Origin of the sequence: Ruminococcus sp. NK3A76, assembly GCF_000686125.1 — a bacterium.
Taxonomy (GTDB): Bacteria; Bacillota; Clostridia; order Oscillospirales; family Ruminococcaceae; genus NK3A76.
The window spans coordinates 2344424-2363836 of sequence record NZ_JMMA01000002.1 but is presented as its reverse complement, the minus strand read 5'-3'; the positions used below and the strand labels follow the sequence as shown (position 1 = coordinate 2363836).

The 19413-nt window shown below is 43.9% G+C and carries 22 protein-coding genes; 4 read left to right on the top strand and 18 right to left on the bottom strand.

Annotated elements, in window-relative coordinates; all coding sequences use genetic code 11:
* Positions 1-6: 6 nt before the first annotated feature.
* A complete protein-coding gene (locus CD05_RS18395) occupies positions 7-354 on the bottom strand; it encodes a sigma-70 family RNA polymerase sigma factor (RefSeq protein ID WP_051588956.1) in 348 nt (115 codons plus the stop codon).
* Between the two features lie 7 nt (positions 355-361).
* Positions 362-2047, bottom strand: a complete 1686-nt coding sequence (locus tag CD05_RS18390) for a recombinase family protein (RefSeq protein ID WP_037322960.1) — start codon at positions 2045-2047, stop codon at positions 362-364.
* Between the two features lie 257 nt (positions 2048-2304).
* Here CD05_RS18390 and CD05_RS0111000 point away from each other — a divergent pair, with 257 nt between their 5' ends.
* Together CD05_RS0111000 and CD05_RS0110995 are read left to right on the top strand one after the other, a co-directional pair.
* Complete coding sequence (locus tag CD05_RS0111000) at positions 2305-2907, top strand: TetR/AcrR family transcriptional regulator (protein ID WP_028510539.1); 603 nt, start codon at positions 2305-2307, stop codon at positions 2905-2907.
* 470 nt (positions 2908-3377) lie between these two features.
* Positions 3378-3833 carry a GNAT family N-acetyltransferase gene (locus CD05_RS0110995; RefSeq protein WP_037322958.1) on the top strand — a complete coding sequence of 152 codons (456 nt, stop codon included), beginning with the start codon at positions 3378-3380 and terminating at the stop codon, positions 3831-3833.
* Positions 3834-3975: 142 nt separating this feature from the next.
* Here the strand turns inward: CD05_RS0110995 and CD05_RS0110990 are convergent, their stop codons facing one another.
* From CD05_RS0110990 to CD05_RS0110970, 5 genes are all read right to left on the bottom strand, one after another.
* Positions 3976-4869 (bottom strand): hypothetical protein, encoded by an 894-nt coding sequence (locus CD05_RS0110990; protein ID WP_028510537.1) that lies wholly within the window; start codon positions 4867-4869, stop codon positions 3976-3978.
* 78 nt (positions 4870-4947) lie between these two features.
* Entirely contained in the window at positions 4948-5613 is a 666-nt protein-coding gene (locus CD05_RS0110985; RefSeq protein ID WP_028510536.1) for a hypothetical protein, read from the bottom strand.
* Between the two features lie 165 nt (positions 5614-5778).
* Positions 5779-6630 (bottom strand): hypothetical protein, encoded by an 852-nt coding sequence (locus tag CD05_RS0110980; RefSeq protein WP_028510535.1) that lies wholly within the window; start codon positions 6628-6630, stop codon positions 5779-5781.
* Positions 6631-6686: 56 nt separating this feature from the next.
* A complete protein-coding gene (locus CD05_RS0110975; RefSeq protein ID WP_156947455.1) occupies positions 6687-7877 on the bottom strand; it encodes a hypothetical protein in 1191 nt (396 codons plus the stop codon).
* Positions 7878-7964: 87 nt separating this feature from the next.
* Positions 7965-8669 (bottom strand): zinc ribbon domain-containing protein, encoded by a 705-nt coding sequence (locus tag CD05_RS0110970; RefSeq protein ID WP_028510533.1) that lies wholly within the window; start codon positions 8667-8669, stop codon positions 7965-7967.
* 210 nt (positions 8670-8879) lie between these two features.
* Between CD05_RS0110970 and CD05_RS0110965 the strand changes: the two genes are divergently transcribed.
* A complete protein-coding gene (locus CD05_RS0110965) occupies positions 8880-9119 on the top strand; it encodes a helix-turn-helix transcriptional regulator (RefSeq protein WP_037322956.1) in 240 nt (79 codons plus the stop codon).
* Positions 9120-9162: 43 nt separating this feature from the next.
* Here CD05_RS0110965 and CD05_RS0110960 read toward each other — a convergent pair whose 3' ends face one another.
* The 6 genes from CD05_RS0110960 to CD05_RS0110930 form a co-directional block, all read right to left on the bottom strand.
* A complete protein-coding gene (locus CD05_RS0110960) occupies positions 9163-10452 on the bottom strand; it encodes a VirD4-like conjugal transfer protein, CD1115 family (protein WP_028510531.1) in 1290 nt (429 codons plus the stop codon).
* Between the two features lie 2 nt (positions 10453-10454).
* Positions 10455-11063 (bottom strand): ATP-dependent Clp protease proteolytic subunit, encoded by a 609-nt coding sequence (locus tag CD05_RS0110955; protein WP_028510530.1) that lies wholly within the window; start codon positions 11061-11063, stop codon positions 10455-10457.
* Positions 11064-11267: 204 nt separating this feature from the next.
* Complete coding sequence (locus tag CD05_RS0110950) at positions 11268-12524, bottom strand: macro domain-containing protein (RefSeq protein ID WP_028510529.1); 1257 nt, start codon at positions 12522-12524, stop codon at positions 11268-11270.
* A 245-nt stretch (positions 12525-12769) separates the two neighbouring features.
* Positions 12770-14089, bottom strand: a complete 1320-nt coding sequence (locus tag CD05_RS0110945) for a DUF4143 domain-containing protein (RefSeq protein WP_028510528.1) — start codon at positions 14087-14089, stop codon at positions 12770-12772.
* Positions 14090-14515: 426 nt separating this feature from the next.
* Entirely contained in the window at positions 14516-14680 is a 165-nt protein-coding gene (locus tag CD05_RS20675) for a hypothetical protein (RefSeq protein WP_156947453.1), read from the bottom strand.
* A gap of 239 nt (positions 14681-14919) precedes the next feature.
* The gene (locus tag CD05_RS0110930) at positions 14920-15354 is read right to left on the bottom strand and encodes a hypothetical protein (RefSeq protein WP_028510526.1); all 435 of its coding nucleotides are present in this window, start codon (positions 15352-15354) and stop codon (positions 14920-14922) included.
* A 277-nt stretch (positions 15355-15631) separates the two neighbouring features.
* On the opposite strand from CD05_RS0110930, the gene CD05_RS20670 reads away from it, so the two are divergent.
* Positions 15632-15802, top strand: a complete 171-nt coding sequence (locus tag CD05_RS20670) for a hypothetical protein (protein WP_156947451.1) — start codon at positions 15632-15634, stop codon at positions 15800-15802.
* A gap of 32 nt (positions 15803-15834) precedes the next feature.
* Here CD05_RS20670 and CD05_RS0110925 read toward each other — a convergent pair whose 3' ends face one another.
* Genes CD05_RS0110925 through CD05_RS0110905 form a run of 5 tightly spaced genes read right to left on the bottom strand, consistent with a single transcriptional unit; the run spans position 15835 to position 19399 of the window.
* Complete coding sequence (locus CD05_RS0110925; RefSeq protein WP_028510525.1) at positions 15835-16677, bottom strand: type II CAAX endopeptidase family protein; 843 nt, start codon at positions 16675-16677, stop codon at positions 15835-15837.
* Positions 16667-17374 (bottom strand): ABC-2 transporter permease, encoded by a 708-nt coding sequence (locus CD05_RS0110920; RefSeq protein ID WP_028510524.1) that lies wholly within the window; start codon positions 17372-17374, stop codon positions 16667-16669. Before CD05_RS0110920 ends, CD05_RS0110925 begins: the two co-directional genes overlap by 11 nt.
* Positions 17374-18144, bottom strand: a complete 771-nt coding sequence (locus CD05_RS0110915; RefSeq protein ID WP_028510523.1) for a hypothetical protein — start codon at positions 18142-18144, stop codon at positions 17374-17376. Before CD05_RS0110915 ends, CD05_RS0110920 begins: the two co-directional genes overlap by 1 nt.
* A complete protein-coding gene (locus CD05_RS0110910; RefSeq protein WP_028510522.1) occupies positions 18144-19022 on the bottom strand; it encodes an ABC transporter ATP-binding protein in 879 nt (292 codons plus the stop codon). Before CD05_RS0110910 ends, CD05_RS0110915 begins: the two co-directional genes overlap by 1 nt.
* Complete coding sequence (locus tag CD05_RS0110905) at positions 19019-19399, bottom strand: GntR family transcriptional regulator (RefSeq protein ID WP_028510521.1); 381 nt, start codon at positions 19397-19399, stop codon at positions 19019-19021. Before CD05_RS0110905 ends, CD05_RS0110910 begins: the two co-directional genes overlap by 4 nt.
* Positions 19400-19413: the final 14 nt, after the last annotated feature.

Here is a 19413-nt window from a genome sequence, read left to right as displayed (position 1 = left end):
TTTATGCTATTTTTCATCAAAGGCTTCCTTCAGCAGGCCGAGGGCTTTTTTCTCTATCCGTGAGACATAGGAGCGTGAGATGTCGAGCTTTTTGGCGACCTCACGCTGGGTCAGCGGCGGCTTGCCTGCAAGCCCGTATCGCAGGATGATGATTTCCCTCTCCCTGCCTGAGAGTGCGCTCTCGATGCACTCATAAAGCCTTTGCGATGACAGCCGCAGCTCTACGGTGTCGATGATGTTCTCATCGTCGGCTATCATGTCCATAAGCGTCAGGCCGCCCTCGTCACGGTCAGAGTCTATCGGCTCGGAAAAGTGTATGTCGTTCGCACTTTTCCTGCCCGAGCGAAAGTGCATGAGTATCTCATTTGCTACCCGTGCTAAGCGGCTTTTTGGTCAAGGGAGCTTTGTCGCTGCTTAAAATGTATATGTGTACGTTCTCGCCGTCCCATTCGACACGGCTTACAAAGCAGCGGATCAGGTCACGCTTTTGCATAACATTCAGCCCGTCGATGTTGTCAGCAAAGCTGGTGAGCATTTCGGCAAGGCTCTGAAAGCTCTCGTCGGTTATCTTGCCGTTGTCTATCAGGCGGGAGTATTCAGCTATCTCCATATCGAGCCTGTCTATCTGCTCGTGGAGTGAGTTGAGCTTTTTGATGATATCATCAGCCGCACCCGACTCGCCTGCAAGGGTCAGGGCGTTGACTAAGTTCGCACACTCGCCCTCGGTCTTCTTTTTAAGGGCAAGGCGCTTGTCTATCTCGCTCTGAAAATCTGTAAAGCTCTCGGTCAGGTCTTTTCTCGATGAGCACAGCAGCTTCATAAGCTCGGAGGAGTCAGCGCCCAGCTTTTTTATCTCATCAATCACCTGCTCGTCAAGGTCGTTGCCGTTTATGCGCTTCATGTTGCACTGCTTGCCGTGGCTTTTTTCCTTCATCTCGCAGAGGTAGTCATAAACACGCTCGCCTCTTTTGTTTACTCGGCTCGATAGCTTGGGGCGCATATAGCTGCCGCAGTCAGCGCAGAAAAGCAGCCCCGAAAGCAGCGCCTCGTTGCTTCTTTGCCTGCGGTAGGATTTGCTTTTGTTGAGTCCCAGTAAGTGCTGCGCCTCTGCCCACTTGCTGCCGGGAATAACGCTCTTGTGCTTGCCGACAGCTATTATCCATTCCGACCTGTCTTTTTGCTTTATCGACTTGCCTGTTATCTGCAAGGTCTTGTTGTAAGCAAGCACGCCGTTTTTGCCGTCAAAGTCGCTCTCGTCGGCGTAGACCTGCATATCGTTCTCTTTGAAATATGCATATGCATCGCTGTCGTTTATAAGATACACGGGGTTTTGAAGTATCGTCTTTATCGCAAAGCGTGAGAAGTTGATGCCCGTCTTGGTCTTTACACCGCTGTTTAAAAGATAAGTTTCTACCTTTGTGATAGAGCGCAGCTCAAGGAACTTGTCATAAATAGTCTTTACTATCTCTATCTCCTCAGGCTTTTGTCTGAGCATCTGCGCTTTGTGTATCTTGCCGTCAACTGTCACGCTGCCGACTGTGCCGACACTTTCATAACCCGTAGGCGGATTGCCGCCGAGCCAGCGGCCTGTTTTTGCAAGCTCACGCATATTGTCAGTTATGCGCTCGGTTATAATATCACGTTCAAGCTGTGCAAACACCGACGATATCATCATCATCGCCTTGCCCATAGGCGAGGTATCGTCGATATTGTCGCTCACCGAGCGAAAGCTGACGTTGTTTGCTTTAAGCTCTTCGTAGGTCTTTACAAAGTCGGCGGTGTTACGGCTTATCCTGTCAAGCCTGTAGCATATGACGAGCCTGAATTCGCCCTCGTGACAGCGCTTTATCATTTCCTGAAACTGCGGACGGTTTGTGTTGCCGCCCGAATAGCCCTCGTCCTCAAACACCACGATATCATCATCGGTGATGTGGTAGGTCGCTTTCAGCTCACGGGTACACATCTCTATCTGGTTCTCGATGCTCTCGCCCTTGCCGGTGAACTTTGATTTACGGCTATAGATAGCAAATTTGCGTGTGTCAGCCATTTTATCAGCCCTTTCTGTGAATATATCTATATTGTTATATATCGTTATGGATATTATATCATACAGTGAGGGGAGGTGTCAATAGGGGAGGGATAAAAAACATCTGTTTTCCAAAACGGCAATAGCATGATTTCGGAAAACAGATGTGGTATCGGCTTTTGAGCAAAGTAAAACCAGCTCTTGACAAGTGACTGACCTTTCGCTATAATATAGATAGCAAGTGAACGATAGGTCACTCTTTATAATCGGAGGAAATTATGGCAAAGGATACAAAGGAAAGAATACTTGATGAAGCTCTCAGACAGTTTTCGCAGAAGGGATATGACGGTACGAATATCCGTGAGCTGACTGCCTCGCTGGGGCTTGTGAAATCGTCGATGTACAAGCATTTTAAGAGCAAGGAGGATATCTGGAATACTCTGCTGGACGAGATGATCGCTTATTACAACCGATGTTTCGGCTCGGCGGAAAATCTGCCGCCCGTGCCGGATTCGCTTGACGGGCTGGTGGAGATGACTATGCGAATGGTGGATTTTACCGTGCATGATGAGCGTGTTGTGATGACAAGAAAGCTGCTGTCTATTGAGCAGTACCGTGATGAACGTGCAAGACAGCTTGCAACAAAGCACTTTCTGACGGGGTTGACAGAGATGTTCACATATATTTTTGACGGCATGATGAACAAAGGCTTGCTGAGGAACGATGACCCAAAAATGCTTGCGTTTGCCTATACTGCGCCGATCTCTGATCTGATTCATTTATGTGACCGTGAACCTGAAAAAACGGCTGAGGCTATTTCACAAATCAAAGAGTTCAGCCGGCATTTTATCAAAACTTATGGGAGTGATAGAAATGAATAATAAAGCACTCGTCGTCATTGACATTCAAAATGACATAACTAAGGGCAACACCGCACGACCCGCGGCTAACGCCTCTGCACATCATCTGCCGTGTCAAGCCTGCTTGACGACCTGCTTATCAGTCATATTACCCAAATTCTCCTTGACGTTGCGTAAAGCGAAGTGAACTTCGCTTGCAAGCCTGCGTCGAATTCAGGCAATCTGACGAAAATCTGTGCCTCAACGCCAGTTGAGGTTGCGCATACTGATGCACAGGGGTCGTGCGGTGTTGCCTAAGAATTACAGAAAGATCATTGATCGAATCAATCAGGCTATCGACTGGGCTTTGGAAGAGAATATGCAGATCATCCGGCATACCGGACACTTGGCTGTACGCCTGCGGAGGAGATCAATGAGGAACTGGCGGCAGAGGAACCGTTTGACGTCCAGATGGAATACAGATTATATAGTGTATAAGTGAGGTGCGGTTTATGAGTTTGCAGTTATTAAAAGCAGATACATCAGATGCATTGACACTGACCGGTATTTCCAAGCGTGCATTTGACAGTGATGTTTTCGTAGGCGGAGCGACGGCAGAAGGTCCGCCCGGGTATATGTCGGTCTCATTTCATACGCAGATGGCAAGACAAGGACATCTGTATAAACTGACAGAAGAAGGACTGATCGTCGGCGGAGCGATCCTGTTTTTGCAGGGAAACGTACTGAACATCGGCAGGATCTTTGTTGCGCCGGAGCATTTCCGTAAGGGTTACGGATCTTTTTTGATGCAGCAAATAGAATCAATGTTTACCGGGTTAAAAGAGATCACCCTGGACACACCCGACTGGAATATAAGAACAAATTCCTTTTATACAAAACTGGGATATACGGAAATAAAACGGGACAGGGGTTTTGTATATTATTCAAAGAGAAAGACATTTGGATAATGCATACAAAAAGCAACCTTAAATATGACGGAAATCCAAAAAACCTTCTTTCTACACTTCCGGTTGCAAAGGAAAGAACGGTTCTGTATAAGCTTGGTGACAACGGCGAATATTCTGAAACTCCCCCCACTGCAAGGACTTTTTATTTGCCAAATCCCTTTATCATCTTTTTGGCTGTTTCTTTCATAGCCTTCTCATAGTTGCAGGTCTTTATCCATTCCTTGAGTTCCGAAATAGGATACCTGCCGTTGAAATCCACTTTGTAATAAGGGTTTTTCACAAACGTCTGGTCGTCCTTTAAGTGTTCCAGTTCGGCTTCAACATTCTCAATGCTTACACCGTCGATACTCCCCACCATACAAAATCTCCACTTATCCTCTGGAAATCTGTGATATGTATGATTAAGGGAGAGTGAATACTCGGTAACTGGCTTACCCTCTAAGTCCTCGCCCTTATGAGCGTAGAACTCGACCATCTCATCGGGATTGCTGTTGAAATTGTACAGGCAGAAGACCTCATCGTTTTCAAGAACATTTAGTTCCTCAAACAAAGAAGGAACTTCGTATTTGCTCTGATAGAATTCATCAAGATTGATGCCATTTGCTTTGTTTACGAACAGGTCTGCAAACTCGTAGAAATGTAAGCCTTTGTCATATATAGCATCATATAACTTAGCGTCTTCCTCACTATGGAACAATGCACTTCTGCCGTAAAGAGCCATTCTGTCTATAAGACACTTTTCCAATGTGACATCTTTGTTTGAGTACATATTTATCATTTTCAACACTTTTTCATCAATAACAGGTTTCATAGCCTGTACCATTTCAGTTGTATTAGATACCTCAACAGACTGACCGTCAGCAAGAGTAACGGTGTATTCACCGTTCTTTACTCTGGTCAGTTCAATATTATATGTTTCAAGAAATGCCCACAGATGGTCTTCCGGAACATATTCATAGGGTGGCATAATCGAAGTCTTGATGAGTTCATCATACGTCGGTTTTGTCTCTTTGGGCTTTCTTCTGAATAAACTCATATTATCACTGCCTTTCGGTTATTTGATCGCTTTTATAACCTTTACTCTATTTCTTAGCTTTTATCGGTGATCCTTTTCTTATATGGATTCCTGCTCCTTGATTATTCTCTTTTCTACCTCATCTATCTCTTTCTGTTCGATAATATATATCTTCTCATTGGGAAGAAAGCCGATAACAGGCATTCTCGGGTTTTTAACTTCAAGGTTTATCATGATCTCCTTTGCCTCATCCGCCGCTTTGAGAATATCTTTCATAGAATAATTATCAAGAGAGGGGAGTGTATCCTCGTTGCGTACAGCAAGCAGATACTCGTTGCCCTTACCCTCTATAATAGTCTGCATTAGTTCTCTGTCACTCTCATAATCGGGCAGATAGAGGGTTTTATTATTGCCTATATCAATTGCCTGCATATCGGGCATAGCCTCTGCGTCAAGGAATTCTCTGAACTCCCTGTTGCCGTCACAGGTAAGAGCAGAGTACATCTCCTTTGCCTTTTCGTATTCGGCAACGGTCTTTCCGCCGTTGAATTCAAACGTTGTCATATCGAAATTCGCACAGGTGTTGTTTTCGAGGAACATTACGGCGTCATCAACGTTTTTTATAACGCTCTTATAGCCGTTATATTCCTCAAGAACTCCCGCATACAGCATACCGTTATAAGCAAGATTCTCAAAGTAAAAGTAATTGTTCACAAACTCCGGTACACTAAGATTTGCAATTTTGTTTTTGATTTCAATGTTCATAGTTATATCTCCTTTTGATTGGTATATCAGGTGTATAGCCGCATAAATCAGTTCCAATAGGTGTATTCGTATGTTTCATAGGCGTCGAGCTCGTCGCCGTTGTAGTGTTCGTATCTCACCACATTTCCTCCAAAGATCCAGTCTTAGTCTCGGTAGGAGTTTTTTTTATCGATCCATAAGATCTCTTGCAAGGATAATTACTTTTTGTACAGTATCATCTTCGCCGTATTCGATAATGGTATATGTTTTCATCATATTCTCGCCTTCACCCTCTTCGGTGCTGTAAAAGGCAAAGCTTTTGTATTCATACCCCTTGCCGATGAGTTCTTCGACTTTTTCCTTGCTGTCCCCGAGAATAAAGGACTGTATTTGGTGATCACCCTCTTTGTCTCTTATATTTGCAAATTTTACGGGGTGTTTCAGATAAGCGTGCTCAATGCTGTAAGCATAGCCTGTAACGATCTCCTCTCCCTCTTCATTAACAGCAGTTTCAACATAGACCGCTGTAGCTTTGTCACTGGGAACAGGCGTAAGATCACCGTTCTTTTCATCTTTGTACTTAAAAGTTATATAAGGAGTTCCGTTAAATATGAAACCGTTTGAAGGATCGTTATACGACATCTTTTCTACGTCTGTCAATTCAAACTGATTACCGCTCAGTAGGTTTGAGAGCGGCAGGTCATAAAAACCGGGAGCCTCTATATCGTAAGAAAACCCTTTTCCTCCTCCTCCGCCTTCTGAAACGAGCCCCAGATTGCAGGTATAGTTGTGTTCGCTGTATTCAGAGTCGGATATGGTGACGGGTATCTTGTCTATTTGGAAGTCCTCTGTAGTATCCTCTTCAGAGCTTTCATCAACTATTTGTGTTGTGATCTCGCTCTCGGTATCTGATGCTGTAGTGGTAGTTGTCACAGACGATCCGCTTTCAACCGTTTTCTCCTTGTCCGAGGCGTCACCGCAGCCTGCAAGAATAAGCATAGTTGCAAGCGCTGCTGTTAATATTTTTGTGTTTTTCATTTTCATTTGCTCCTTTGTTTTAATATTTTAGCCTTTTGGCATAAATAACGATGTTTTTATTGATCCTGACTGATGCATTGCTTTCCTAAAAGAAAACGGATAGGGTCAAGCACCATATATATAGGTCCTGTGAAAAATCCGAAAATAGTACAGCACATTACTGAAAATAAACCTCCAAAGCACATTATTCCCCAAATTGGCGGAAAGATTATAAAATACCAAGTTTCTTTGATTAAGGAAAGAGAAAAATTTATTGAATCGTTAAAACTTTCAAAATGATAGATATGATAAAAACCAAGTGCCCAGCTGCCCAGTAATATACTGCCTATAATATGCACTTCTATGCTTGTATCTCTTTTTATTGTTTTAAAGAAATAATAGGATAACACCAAACCTGCTATTACCAAAAGCATACACTTTATATTTGCTGCGTTGAATCTTGATGAATTATAACTCTTTATTACGCTCTTTTGATACTTTTTTAACTCAGCTGCGTTTGTGTTTTTCAGTGATTTAAGAAACAGAGTAGTATCATAATCGCAGCTGAGCAGCATATCTGCCATTTTGATCTCTGATAGCCTTATTTGGCTGATGATCGAATCTATATCAGTTTTCCATTCGCTCACAAACTGCATTCCGTAAGCGCTTTCGCTGCTGCCTAATGAACCGCGCTTGGAGTATTCAAGCAGATCATTGACCTTGCTGTCATATGAAGCCATAAGCTCATCAAGCTTGTTCCAAAGCTTATCTAAGTTCTGCGAAAATAAAGTATTCTGTCCTTTAAATTCAGCAAGCCGCTGTTCCAGCTGCCTGAGAGCGTTTTTATATGCCGTTATCTCTTTTTGAGTATGAGCATGGTCAGCTCTGATAGATTTTCTTATTGAACGGGATAGCTTTTGCTCAGCCGCATCTTTATATACATCACTGATCCGGTCTGTGTCATCTTTTACAGACTTTATAATCTTTCCTGTAAGTGCCTTTATAATATCAAGTGTGTTACCGGATGCTATACGCTTTTCAGACTCGCTGTTGTGCTTTATCTTATTCGGATCCTTGACATACGCATTGGTACTGATCGGGGGTAGTCCGGCAATGCTTGTATGATCCGATCGACTGCCATTATCTGCGGTTTTGCTTTGAGGTGAAGATACGTCCGCCGCGAGCTTTATCCCGTTTTCAGGAACTGTATTATTAAAGCTTTTGAAAAGCCTTGCGACAGCCTCGCGGCCCTCTGCCGAATATGCCATTTTCTCACCGCATCTGGGGCAGAATACACTGTCATCATCAGTTATAAATCTACATTTTGTACAAATCATTTTATCATCCTTCTATCATTACACTTCGGGGGTTTGGTTTTCAAGACGAGCAGCAAGCTTCATTTGCTCAACGCTGTAACGCAATGCGTCAAATGAATCTGTCAGAATTAGGCTGAACAGCTTTCCTGATTTGTCTGAGGCGATGTTTTGCAGCATTTCTCTTTTTTGAATTGCTGCTCTATATTCGATCTTAAAGCTTTCAGCACTATCATAATCAATAACTTGATATTTAGCTCTATCATAAAGTGAGAAGAAACTATTCTTGATAGTGTCTATGCATTCAAAATACCCTGCCCATAAATCATTTAATTCATTATCAAGTACAGAGCCTGAACCCAAACATCTGACTAAAGTATGCTGCGCATCTATGATACAGTTGATCAGATTGGTGATAGTCTCAAAGCCATGATTTAATCCGCTTTTAAACTTTTTATATTCCATTTCAGGAATAATTTCTGATGTGGCTGCTTTGAGAATAGAATCTATAATATTAACTAAGATATCAAACATTTCCTGTTCACCGCTGATGTAGTTGTTATATAGATGAACATTAAAGTCGAACATATCTTTACAGCTAAGTTCATATGTATAGGTGTTTTCTTTTTCAGCCGTGTCTGTTTGCTGTGAGACCCGGTTTTTAATATCATCACTCACGGTCGTGCCGCACTTGGGGCAGAAATTTGCATCATCGTCAAGCCTGAATCCGCATTTTTTACAAAACATGATCATTCCTCCGTTATGATTATATATATGTATATATATGCATATTATATATATGCTCTTAATTATTATAGCAAAAGCTGGATAAATAAACAACTGAACCGACAAAAATATATGTATATTTCTACATAGCACATAAATATATCTTTATAAATGTTCCCTGCCTTTGTATAATATGTATAAAGCTGCATATAATACAAGGAGGGAACATTTATGTCAGGAAAGATAGTTATAACCCTTGATGATTTCAGAAAATCAAAGGGAGTATCGAAATACAAGATATGCCGTGCCTGCAATTTACAGCAGACGCAGCTCAATGCCTACTGCAATAACAAAATGTCACGCATTGATCTTGATGTTCTAACACGCATCTGTGATTATCTTGAATGCGATCTGACGGATATCTTGAAGTATTATCCGCCCGAAAAAGAAAAAAACAAAGACGAACGCTGATATTTACGGGTCTGCCGGGTGTGTCCCCGGCAGACCTGTTATTTTATTTGTCCATGCCCCTGTCCTTCTTATCAGGATCAGCAAGCCTTGCAAACTTAGGCTGTGACCCACGCCTGAACACCCAACAGTGTCCAACCGGCATATACAGCACCTCATTAAGCGGCTTGTCGCAGCGCTCGCTGACTACCTTTGCTGTCTGTACGTCATTGCCGCCCAAGTAGATGTAGGTGTCGCAGTTTGAGATTATCGTCTGTGCATCATGCTCGTACCCCTGCCTTAGCTGTGCTTCTGACTGTATCATAAGCATTACCGATAATGCCCTTGACCTGATCGACGAGATCATTCTCGGAAACTCATCTATGCGGCAGTTTGTGGCAAAGTCATCAAGGATAAACCTTACCGGTATCGGTAGCCTGCCGTCGCTGCACTTATCGTCAGCGAAGCTGCAAAGCTCGTTCATCGCCTGTGTGAAGAAAATGTTTACAAGTGTGTCCATTGTCCTGTCCGTGTCGCTGACCGTAACAAATACCGCTGTCTTTTCCCTTGCAACAGATGTAAAGTCAAAGCCTCCCTTTTTCATCATAAGCCTCAGCTCCTCGGTGTCAAACTGCGAAAACTTAGCGGCAAGCGTACTCCTGATAGTGTCATATGTCTTGTAGGGGGCTGTGTCTACCGCCTCAAACTTTTCACACGCCCAGCTATCGGGGTGCTTCTTCTTGTGGCTGTCAAACAGCTTTCTAAGCTCCGAGCGCTTGTCATCGCTGTCCTCTCTCTCGCCAAGCCTTACAAGCCGCAGTATCTCACGGAAGGTCATCTCCTTGCTGTTCGTTTCCTTCATATAGCCGATTATCGCACACAAAAGCAGTACCGTCATTCTGTCCCAGTATGGGTCGCAGCGTGTACCCTCCGATTCCTTGCTGTTGGTTATCACCGATGCGAGCTTTGCTATGTCCTGCGATATTTTAAGGTAATCCATTGGGTTGTAGCCGTCCGACATATCGGGGTGGATGAAATCTACCAGTCTTATCTTGTAGCCCTTGTCCACAAGGTACTTGCCCCACACCTTGTACAGCTGCCCCTTAGGGTCGCAGATAAAGTATGAACCCACCGCTTGCTTTATGTTTGGCGTGACTATTTTCCTTGTCTTCCCCGTCCCCGAGCCGCCGACTATCAGTACATTGTTGTTAAGGTTCGTTTCATAGTCATCAAGGCTGTATTCGCAGCCCTCGGCAGCTATGAATTTCCCCATCATAAACTCGACCTCTGCGTTTCCGAGCTCCTCTGTTTCTGCGAATATCCTTTGCAGATCCTCCGGTGTTATCTTGTTCATCATTTTTATACCTCCTCAAAAATGTTCGTTATTATCCTGTCACAGATGCCAAACTCAACAGCCTGCTCTGCGTTCATAAAGTTGTCAAACGATGTCGCCTCGTTTATCTCCTCGATCGTTTTGCCAGTGTGCTTGGCAAGGATACCGTTCATTATATCCCTCGTTTCGTTGATCGACTGGGATATCTTTGATATGCTCGTCGCCGAGCCGCCTATGCCGTTTCCTATGAGCACCTCATGTATCATCACCTCTGAGTGCGGCAGGATATATCTGTGCCCCTTAGTTCCTGCCGCAAGCAGTACCGCCGCCATGCTCGAACAATTACCTAAGCAAAGGGTATGCACCTCGTTTTTGCACCCCTGCATAAAATCGTAGATCGCCTGCCCCGAGTTTACCTTTCCGCCGCCCGAGTTTATCACCATTTTGATAGGCTCGGGCGACTGGGTGAGATAGCCAAAGCTCATAAACGCATTCACAGCCGTTTCGTCGTTTATCTCGCCGCTTATGAGTATTATCCGCTTTGATAAAAGCTCGTCCTTCAGCGAGATAGATGAAGTTGAGTTTGCGCCCTTGTGGATATAGCTGGGTGCTGAAAGAATGATCCTGTTATTCATGTTCTGCCTCCTTGTAGTCGTGTGTTTCTTCTGTGATTACATCATATCATATTATCTGAGGACTTTGTTTTTCCTTTAGAAACAAAATGTTGGCATAAAAAAAGCGCCGCAAGTGCGACGCTGTCTGATAGCTTTAGAGCTGAGTCAAGTGATAATGCAGAAAACATCTCTACTTAAGTAAAATGTATTGCTTTTTGCATTAGTTCAGAGATGTTCTATCTCTTTTTCCTTGTCCTTCTGCTTTGTTATCCTGCCCGGCTGCTTTCGTATTGTCATACCGGTCATTTTATATAGCTTTTGGTTGACTGTATCATAGTCGGGAAAATCATTATAATCGTTAAGTATCCCTTCGATGACCTCTTCCTTTGTACCGTGAGGATAGCGCTCGTCCTCATTGCGGTAGAGGATAAATCTCACCCGTTCCTCACGGTTCAGTTTCATTGCGATAGCGAGAGCTATCAGAAGATCACGGGAGGGAAATTTACCTTTGCCGAGACTCAGAGTAGTTACCGTTGACGGCACAGCACAGATCATTTCAGCCAGCTCTGAGGCGCTTCTGTCCTTTCGTTCGTAATGGTCGCCGGAATAATCCTCTTTTGGAGTGTTCAGCCAATCGATGATGACGTCAGATATCATTTGCATGGAGAAATCCTTGTCTGTCTTCTGAGGGTTCTGTTTGAGATACTTTATGCGCTGATCTTTTATCTCCTGACATATCCTGAAATAGCTCTGTTCTCTTTCCTGCTCTTCTTTTTCAAAATTCCTGAACATTCTGCTCTTATCGATCTCTCTGAGATCGCTGCTGCGAAACGGATAGTAAATGCCCGGACCGGTATCACCACTGAGGTTGAATATATCGGAATCTATATCGTACCGTCGTCCCCAGATAAATATATCTCTGAATTTCTCGAACCTTTTAAGCTTGTCATACAGTGCCCTGTCATTTATCGCAAAAGTAATGTTCATATAATCGAAATCGAGGCCGGCATTATCATTTATATAGCTGCTTACTATGTCGAAAGCTTCCACGGGATCAAAGGAATACTTGCTGCTGCCCGTACCCAGCAGAGGAAATACTATCGACTCTGCATTCAGTTCGCTGGCGCATTGTAAAGCAAACTTATAGCAATTCGCCAGCCGTTTGTTTTCGCCCCTGATATTTTCATAATAATTCGGGACATCGATATGAAACAGCCATTTATAACCAAGTTTTTCCCCTTCGGTCACGAATAAAAACTGATCGTCCTGCTGTGCACTAAGAAGATCGAGCCAGTTTTTTTTCAGTTCACTTCTGTCCAAACCTGCGCGGCGGTATATCTCCTTGCAAAGCGATCCTTCCATCTTCAGATGAGGAGGCGTATCCGAAAACACAAGCACGTCGGCTTTCATCTTGAATATGTCATTGTAAACTATGTCAAAATAGTTTTCCGTTTGGTGGAATAAGTCAAATATATCATACATAGTGAAGTCCTCTGTAGTCTTATAATTCAGGTCTTTGCAGCAGCATAAAATCAGATCGGGATCATGATGCTATAGGCAACACCGCCGGGCCACCGGCGGATACCTTTGCACGCCATCCACTTGCAAATTTTCCGTCATATTACCCAGATTTACCTTGAAATACGTTAGTATTCCTGCGGTAAATTTAGCCAATCTGACGAAAAATTTGACTGCGTGTCTGACGTACAATGGCCCAGCGGTGTTGCCTATAAAAACATTACCATATAATGAGGTATAGTTAGCTTTACACCATTAATACCTACATTGCTGCCTGCAACCTTATATGCATTTGCTGATCCAAATCTTTCGATAAAGCGATCAAGAGAAACTGTTGCTGTATTACCTGCCTTGACCTCCACAGGCGCTATCTCCATATCCTTTTCAATAACAAATTCCAGCTCGGAGTTGTCATCAGGCTTATAATAGTGCAGAGAATATCCTCTCTGAATGAGCATCTGAGCAACCAGATTCTCATAGATACCGCCCTTGGCAGCACCCTTCAGCTTATTGTTGAGAAGTGCCTGCTTTGTGGTAAAGCCATACAATGCCATCAGCAAACCTGTATCATTCATATAAACCTTGAACTCATTGTCCTTTTCATATGCTTTAAGAGGAAGCTGAGGTGTAGTCGTATTTAGGCAGATATTCACCATGCTCGCATCACTAAGCCATTGTATGCTGTCACCAAATTTTCTGGCAGCAGCTTTCTTCTCGATCTCACTGTACTTGAACTTCTTGTTCTCTCTTGCAAGCTGCCGTGGAATGCTGTCATAACAGCTGCGCACCTTGACCTTTTCCGAACCCTTAGCGTGCTGAGAGATATCATCTGCATAAGAAGCAAGCACCTTATCCTGTATCTCCTGCACCCTTGAAAAGTCCTTGTTCTCCATAAAATCGGCCACTACCTCCGGCATACCTCCGACAACAATGTACTCTCTGATAAGAGAGAGATACTTTTCATTGATCTGCTCCGGCACTTTTTCCTTTGTGTCATAGAAGCTTTTGAGATAGCTGATAGTATCCTTACCGTACCCATAAGCCCAAAGGAACTCCTCAAAATCAAGAGGATACATCATAATGGGCTTTTCATACCCGACAGGTATTGACTCGATTTCTTCAACCTCTTTATCATCGTCACGCCCGTAAGCAAGCCCAAGCAGAGAACCGGATGCAATCACATCGAACCTTTCGTCCTGTGCTAAGAATTTAAGAGCAGTTCGTGCATTGGCGCACTTCTGTATCTCGTCAAGAAATAACAGGGTTTTATGCGGCACAAGCTTTACATTCGGTATATTATAGGAGATGTTTTTGAAAATAGTTTCAGCAGAACGGTCTCCGTCAAAGATGATCTTAAATTCGGGGTGTTCAAGGAAGTTTATTTCGATAAAACTCTTATACTCAGACTTGCCGAATTCTCTGACAATGTAAGTCTTACCCACCTGTCTTGCACCCTTGATAAGCAGACAGTGCTGACCTCTGTTGTTCTTCCAGTCAAGCAGCTTTTCATACATCTTACGTTTAAGCATATAAACACCCTCTTTCAAGTACTATTATATCATATTATAGATTGAAAATCAAGACGTATGCATAAAACAGGAGTGCCTTATTTTTCTAAAATGCATCTTTTATAGTATTACAGCTTGATAGATTTGCATAATTTGGTGTGTTTCAGCTTGAATCAATGTCTCTTATTATATGATTTCCGAGAAAAAACTAACATCTTTTACACTATATATTGCGAAGGGACGAAAAACACTCCCGTCAATAAAGAAGGGGGGGATACCAATGATAGAAAAAACAGTCAAAAGCAGGTGCAGGGCGGCAGCCTTGCCCTGTCGGGAGACGACCGAAAGCTCTCCGAAGGTGAGCGGTACTTTTGGAACAGTTTAGCACGTTAGTGCTTTACTGTGTAAAAAGTACGAGGTCACACATACTTATGCCGCCAAGTCAGACTAAACATAACATATCAAATTCTGCTGTCTGATAGTTTCGGGAACATCATCGGGGTAAGAAAAATCTTTGTCGAGCTGTGTCTGCTCCTCAGCGATAGTTTTCTCACGCTTTGCGATCTTATTTTCGAGTTTCGCCAGCTTGTCAGCGATAGAAGTCGCAGCCATATCATCACCACCATTCTGAAATTTTTGTCGAGCTGAACTTCCAGCCCCACACTAAAATTATAGCGCACTTTCGGGGTGAAAGTCTATTCGCAGTGCGCATGAACCCCCGTGCGCCATAAAACTTTTCTTATCGTGAAATTGTTATGGGGAATTTTGAATCGGGCATAAAAAATGCAGAGCTGGTGTTGCTCTGCATATGATATTGATATTCAGTTTTTGTTGCTAAGATAAATCAGAATTTATACTCGCTTTTTTGAATTTCTGATATATAGTGCTGTTGTAATAACAACCGCCAGAATAAGAATGTGCAAAATGGTATGATAAACATCGGGTATATATCTTCCGTCAATTTCAATCCACTTTATAGCACCTGAGAAATACTTTATCTTATCTTCAAGTGAACCCATTACACCTTTGCTAAAAATAGTGTACCATTCGTGGCATAAAAATTGAATTACGAACCATAATGATGTCCATACCCAAACAGCCCATTTCCCGATTTTTTCCTTAAAGATGAATAATATCATCGCTACTAAATAAATAAGAAAAAATAATCCGTCATCTTTATATGACCGTGTGACCAGATATGAATTGCTGAAATAGACACCTGTCATATCAAGAAAAAACCACAGCAGAAGAAGTGTTTGGGTTATTATACAATATCTTTTCTTCATTATTTGCCACCTAAATTCCGATTTTCACGAGCAAGCTGAGTGCTTACTCTACCTCTAAATTATATCACACCGCCCACGAAAAAGCAATCCCATTTCCGAGAAATCCACCCTCTGAAATCCCCGTCATCAGGGGCAGAGATCCCGTGCCCCAACTATGGGGGATGTAGAATCGCCATGAACAAACTGTAAACTTTTCAGAAAATCATGCCCGAAACCTCAAATTTCACGGTAGATAAGTGAAGGGTGTTTTTCATGGGCGGTCAGGCAGGGCAGAAATTTGAATGAAACGATAAGCATATCGACATTCAAAATCGGCTCAGGGAGAGCCGAGGAAATAGTTTCACCAGACTGCCGCCCACCAAGCATAGTAACTGCGCCGAAGCCCGGTAAAATACTCTCAGAGCCGTCCGTGATGATAATGGGGAATAATCCTTCTGAAAAGAAATAACGCTCTCAGACACACCGAGAGCGTTTGATTCGTTATACAGTTTTGGGAGTGTTGCCTTTATCATGACAAAGTATTATCATAGATACCATTGCCACCACGATCATCGGCAGATACTCAAATACATCTGCGATCACACCAAGGTCGGCATTTTCGGGGATATTGCCCTGATATAAGAGATCTGCCAGCGCCCCCTGACTTTCATTGAACATATAATGCCCGATCACCGCTGGGAAAACGCTGTCCGTCTTTTTCGTCAGCCACATCAGGAACACGCCGAAAAGCGTGAGCTGTATCATTCTTCCGCCGCACATGGACATGGCATCGGATATTGCACCGTTACAGCCTGCAATATCCATTGGCAGATGCCACAGCCCCCACACGATGCCGCCCACGATACAAGTTCCGACTGTGCCGAGCAGCGGTTCCGTTTTCTGATTCATATACCCACGCCAGCCCAGTTCTTCACCGATCAGACCGATCGACATGACCGCCGACATTGCTGCAAGGGTAAATACACTTGCCAGCACATTCTGAGCCGTAAAACCTCCGAGCCAGTCAGCATGACCACTTATGATAACAGGAAGCAGGAATTTAGCGGAGAAGCAGATCAGCGGAAGTCCGAAAGCCAGCAGATACCATTTGAAATTGCCGCTGAGTTTCAGGTGCAGCTTCATATTATGAAAGCCCTCTTTGGTGACAGCTCTTGTGATGAGGCTTGCAGCGGCAGGAGAAAACGAGAAGATCATGTATATGATGTAGAATACCGTGTTTGATGTGCTCATGGGCTTTATACAAAGAACGAATATCAGCATGATCGCAAACACGGTCAAAAGATAGATCCCGAGGCGCTTAGCATTCTCTTTTTTAGTGGTCATACTGCTCCACCCCTTTCAGATACAGTCTGCAAGTGATACGGTAGGAAAGATAGTACAGGGCAAGACATACCACCAGCCCCACCGACAGGAGCAGCGAGCTGTTTTCTGTTGTGAATACACCAATGCCCATTTTAAAGAAAGGATCAGATTTCTCCTGATAAATCACAAATAATGCAGAGAAGGACAGCGCAACAGCCACAAAGCAGGTGAGCTTTACAAAGCTGCCCCTTTTACTGCCAAAGCGGTAAACGAACGGAATGTCGATTGCACGAAGAAGTATCTGAACAAAGCAGAGCGGAAGTGCGATTCCGCTGATCTGTCCGACTTCTTCCTTTCCCATATCGGCAGCCACCGCACAATAACCCATATCAACAAACTGCACCGAGAACATCAAAACCACGATCATACCGAAGATCATCTCATATTTCACACGGAGAAAGCCCTTGTATCCGTCGGGAGTTGCGGTGATCCAGTAGCCCCACAGCTTGCGGTCATCACCACACAGAACAAGCATCTGCAAAGCCCCTGCCGCAAGAAAGCCTGCGATCAGTCCTCCGATGCGAATGGGCGTGTCACCGATGTCCTTTATCTCGTCATGCATGATAAGCAGCACGATAAGCGGAGCAAAGCCGCAGACTATCATGGACAATATATACAGGCGGTTCTGCTTCCATTCCTTGTAAACAAGTCCCGTCATTACGGCTCTCTCCTTTCGTGCGACCGCCACATAACAAGGAAGTATAAGGCACATATAACTGCAAATGCTGCTGCTAAACATAATGTTGTTTTTCCTGATAATAACAAAGCTTCAAACCTGCTAAATGCCGCATCTGAGATCAGGACACCGCTGTCAGCAGACTGCTCAGGTTTATTAAATCCCGGGAACAAGCCAAGTACTTTCAGTATCACTCCTGCACCGACAAACGCAAGAATACCTATCAGCTTTAATTCATTTTTATCATTTGCAAACATCATAATATAGCTGTATGCGATATCGACCAACATCACAACACAGACAACTCCGAGATAAATATTCAGCATATAAATATACAGCATAATACCGTAGCTGGTATAATCTGCTGCAACGGTATATATCAATTCAAACGCCGCTGATAACATTCCGAATAACAGGATATAGCATAACTTAACGAGAAGATCGGATAGCGCCTGCTGTTTTGCTGTCGGCGGCAAGATAAAAGAATACCGCTTCCAGCCTGAACTGATATCAGCTTTCTGTATGCCGTTGTTTGTGCCTGCCAGCAAGCTGCCTGTCAGAGTAATTATCCCCACGAAAAGAGGGATCACATCCTTAGGCGAATCCTCACCTTCTACAGGCATAGAGAAAAAGCCGAAGAAAATTGGTGATATCATCAGCAGTGCCAGCAGAAGAAACAGGATCAGCATCAGGAGAAAACGCTTGCGTGTCAGCCGGAGTTCTCGGTAAACAAGTGAGCTGTACATTTTCATTATGACCACTCCCTTACATCACGGTGAACATAGTAGAGCATAATGTCGTCAAGGCTTGCCGGGTCGATCACGCAGTCACGGTATTTGTAGGAAGCATTCTCACGGTCATGCACCATGACCTCTGCACCGAAATTGTTCAGGCGTATGCTTACAATATCCTCAGCGTCAATTTCTGCGATTCTCTCCTTGTCGCATTTCAAAATGCCATGAGATTCTATGATTTCGTCCTTATATCCCGTGAGAAGTATCCTGCCTTTGTCAATGAAAGTCACCATATCTGCGATCTTTTCAAGGTCGGAGGTGATATGCGAGGACATGAGGATAGAGCGCTCACCGTTTTGCAGATACTCCATGAAGATGTGCAAAATCTCGTCACGCACAACGGGGTCAAGACCTGTCGTGGCTTCGTCCATGACAAGCAGCTCCGCATTATGTGACAGCGCACAGGCTATCTGCAATTTCATCTTCATGCCCTTGGAAAACTGCCCGATCTTCTTTTTCTTAGGCAGCTGAAAACGCTCCAAATACTGCGTATATACGGCATTGTCCCATTCGGGATACATACCCTCAAAGATGCGAGCCATATCCTTTGCATTGAACACATCATGGAACGGCAGCTCGTCAAATACCACAGCGATACGCTTTTTGATCGCTGTTTCGTCCTTGATATGATCGAGACCGAGCAGCCGTATCTCGCCACTGTCAATGTTTGTGATATGCAGAAGACTGCGGATAGTTGTGGTCTTGCCTGCACCGTTCTGCCCGATAAAGCCCATAATGCAGCCCTTCGGTACATCGAAGCTGATATTGTCGAGCGTAAAGCCGTCGTAACGCTTTGTCACGCCCTTGATCTCAATCGCATTATCAAATGCGGTCATAGTTGATCCCCTCCGTTTACAAGGTCAAGAAGCTCATGAAGCTCCTGCATCGTGATACCTGCATTGCGTGCTGTGTCGCCTGCCTCCATAAGCAGGGACTCGATCCGCTTGATCTGCTCCTCACGATAAAGCTCCAGGTTCTGTGCCTTTACAAAAGAGCCTTTGCCTGTGTAGCTTTCAATAAAGCCGTCACGTTCAAGCTCCTCGTAGGCACGCTTCGTTGTCATAAAGCTGATACGGAGTTCAGTGGCTAAAATGCGCATTGAGGGCAGCATTTCGCCCTCTTTCAGCTTTCCCTCCAGTATCAGTGTTTTGATCTGGTTTGCGATCTGCAAATAGATCGGTTCGCCAGATGCGTTGCTGATGTTGATATTCATTTAAGTGTACACTC

Coding starts and splice junctions, on each gene's coding strand:
- CD05_RS18395 (WP_051588956.1), bottom strand. CDS start 354: ATGCACTTTCGCTCGGGCAGGAAAAGTGCGAACGACATACACTTTTCC.
- CD05_RS18390 (WP_037322960.1), bottom strand. CDS start 2,047: ATGGCTGACACACGCAAATTTGCTATCTATAGCCGTAAATCAAAGTTC.
- CD05_RS0111000 (WP_028510539.1), top strand. CDS start 2,305: ATGGCAAAGGATACAAAGGAAAGAATACTTGATGAAGCTCTCAGACAG.
- CD05_RS0110995 (WP_037322958.1), top strand. CDS start 3,378: ATGAGTTTGCAGTTATTAAAAGCAGATACATCAGATGCATTGACACTG.
- CD05_RS0110990 (WP_028510537.1), bottom strand. CDS start 4,869: ATGAGTTTATTCAGAAGAAAGCCCAAAGAGACAAAACCGACGTATGAT.
- CD05_RS0110985 (WP_028510536.1), bottom strand. CDS start 5,613: ATGAACATTGAAATCAAAAACAAAATTGCAAATCTTAGTGTACCGGAG.
- CD05_RS0110980 (WP_028510535.1), bottom strand. CDS start 6,630: ATGAAAAACACAAAAATATTAACAGCAGCGCTTGCAACTATGCTTATT.
- CD05_RS0110975 (WP_156947455.1), bottom strand. CDS start 7,877: ATGGCATATTCGGCAGAGGGCCGCGAGGCTGTCGCAAGGCTTTTCAAA.
- CD05_RS0110970 (WP_028510533.1), bottom strand. CDS start 8,669: ATGTTTTGTAAAAAATGCGGATTCAGGCTTGACGATGATGCAAATTTC.
- CD05_RS0110965 (WP_037322956.1), top strand. CDS start 8,880: ATGTCAGGAAAGATAGTTATAACCCTTGATGATTTCAGAAAATCAAAG.
- CD05_RS0110960 (WP_028510531.1), bottom strand. CDS start 10,452: ATGATGAACAAGATAACACCGGAGGATCTGCAAAGGATATTCGCAGAA.
- CD05_RS0110955 (WP_028510530.1), bottom strand. CDS start 11,063: ATGAATAACAGGATCATTCTTTCAGCACCCAGCTATATCCACAAGGGC.
- CD05_RS0110950 (WP_028510529.1), bottom strand. CDS start 12,524: ATGTATGATATATTTGACTTATTCCACCAAACGGAAAACTATTTTGAC.
- CD05_RS0110945 (WP_028510528.1), bottom strand. CDS start 14,089: ATGCTTAAACGTAAGATGTATGAAAAGCTGCTTGACTGGAAGAACAAC.
- CD05_RS20675 (WP_156947453.1), bottom strand. CDS start 14,680: ATGGCTGCGACTTCTATCGCTGACAAGCTGGCGAAACTCGAAAATAAG.
- CD05_RS0110930 (WP_028510526.1), bottom strand. CDS start 15,354: ATGAAGAAAAGATATTGTATAATAACCCAAACACTTCTTCTGCTGTGG.
- CD05_RS0110925 (WP_028510525.1), bottom strand. CDS start 16,677: ATGACCACTAAAAAAGAGAATGCTAAGCGCCTCGGGATCTATCTTTTG.
- CD05_RS0110920 (WP_028510524.1), bottom strand. CDS start 17,374: ATGACGGGACTTGTTTACAAGGAATGGAAGCAGAACCGCCTGTATATA.
- CD05_RS0110915 (WP_028510523.1), bottom strand. CDS start 18,144: ATGAAAATGTACAGCTCACTTGTTTACCGAGAACTCCGGCTGACACGC.
- CD05_RS0110910 (WP_028510522.1), bottom strand. CDS start 19,022: ATGACCGCATTTGATAATGCGATTGAGATCAAGGGCGTGACAAAGCGT.
- CD05_RS0110905 (WP_028510521.1), bottom strand. CDS start 19,399: ATGAATATCAACATCAGCAACGCATCTGGCGAACCGATCTATTTGCAG.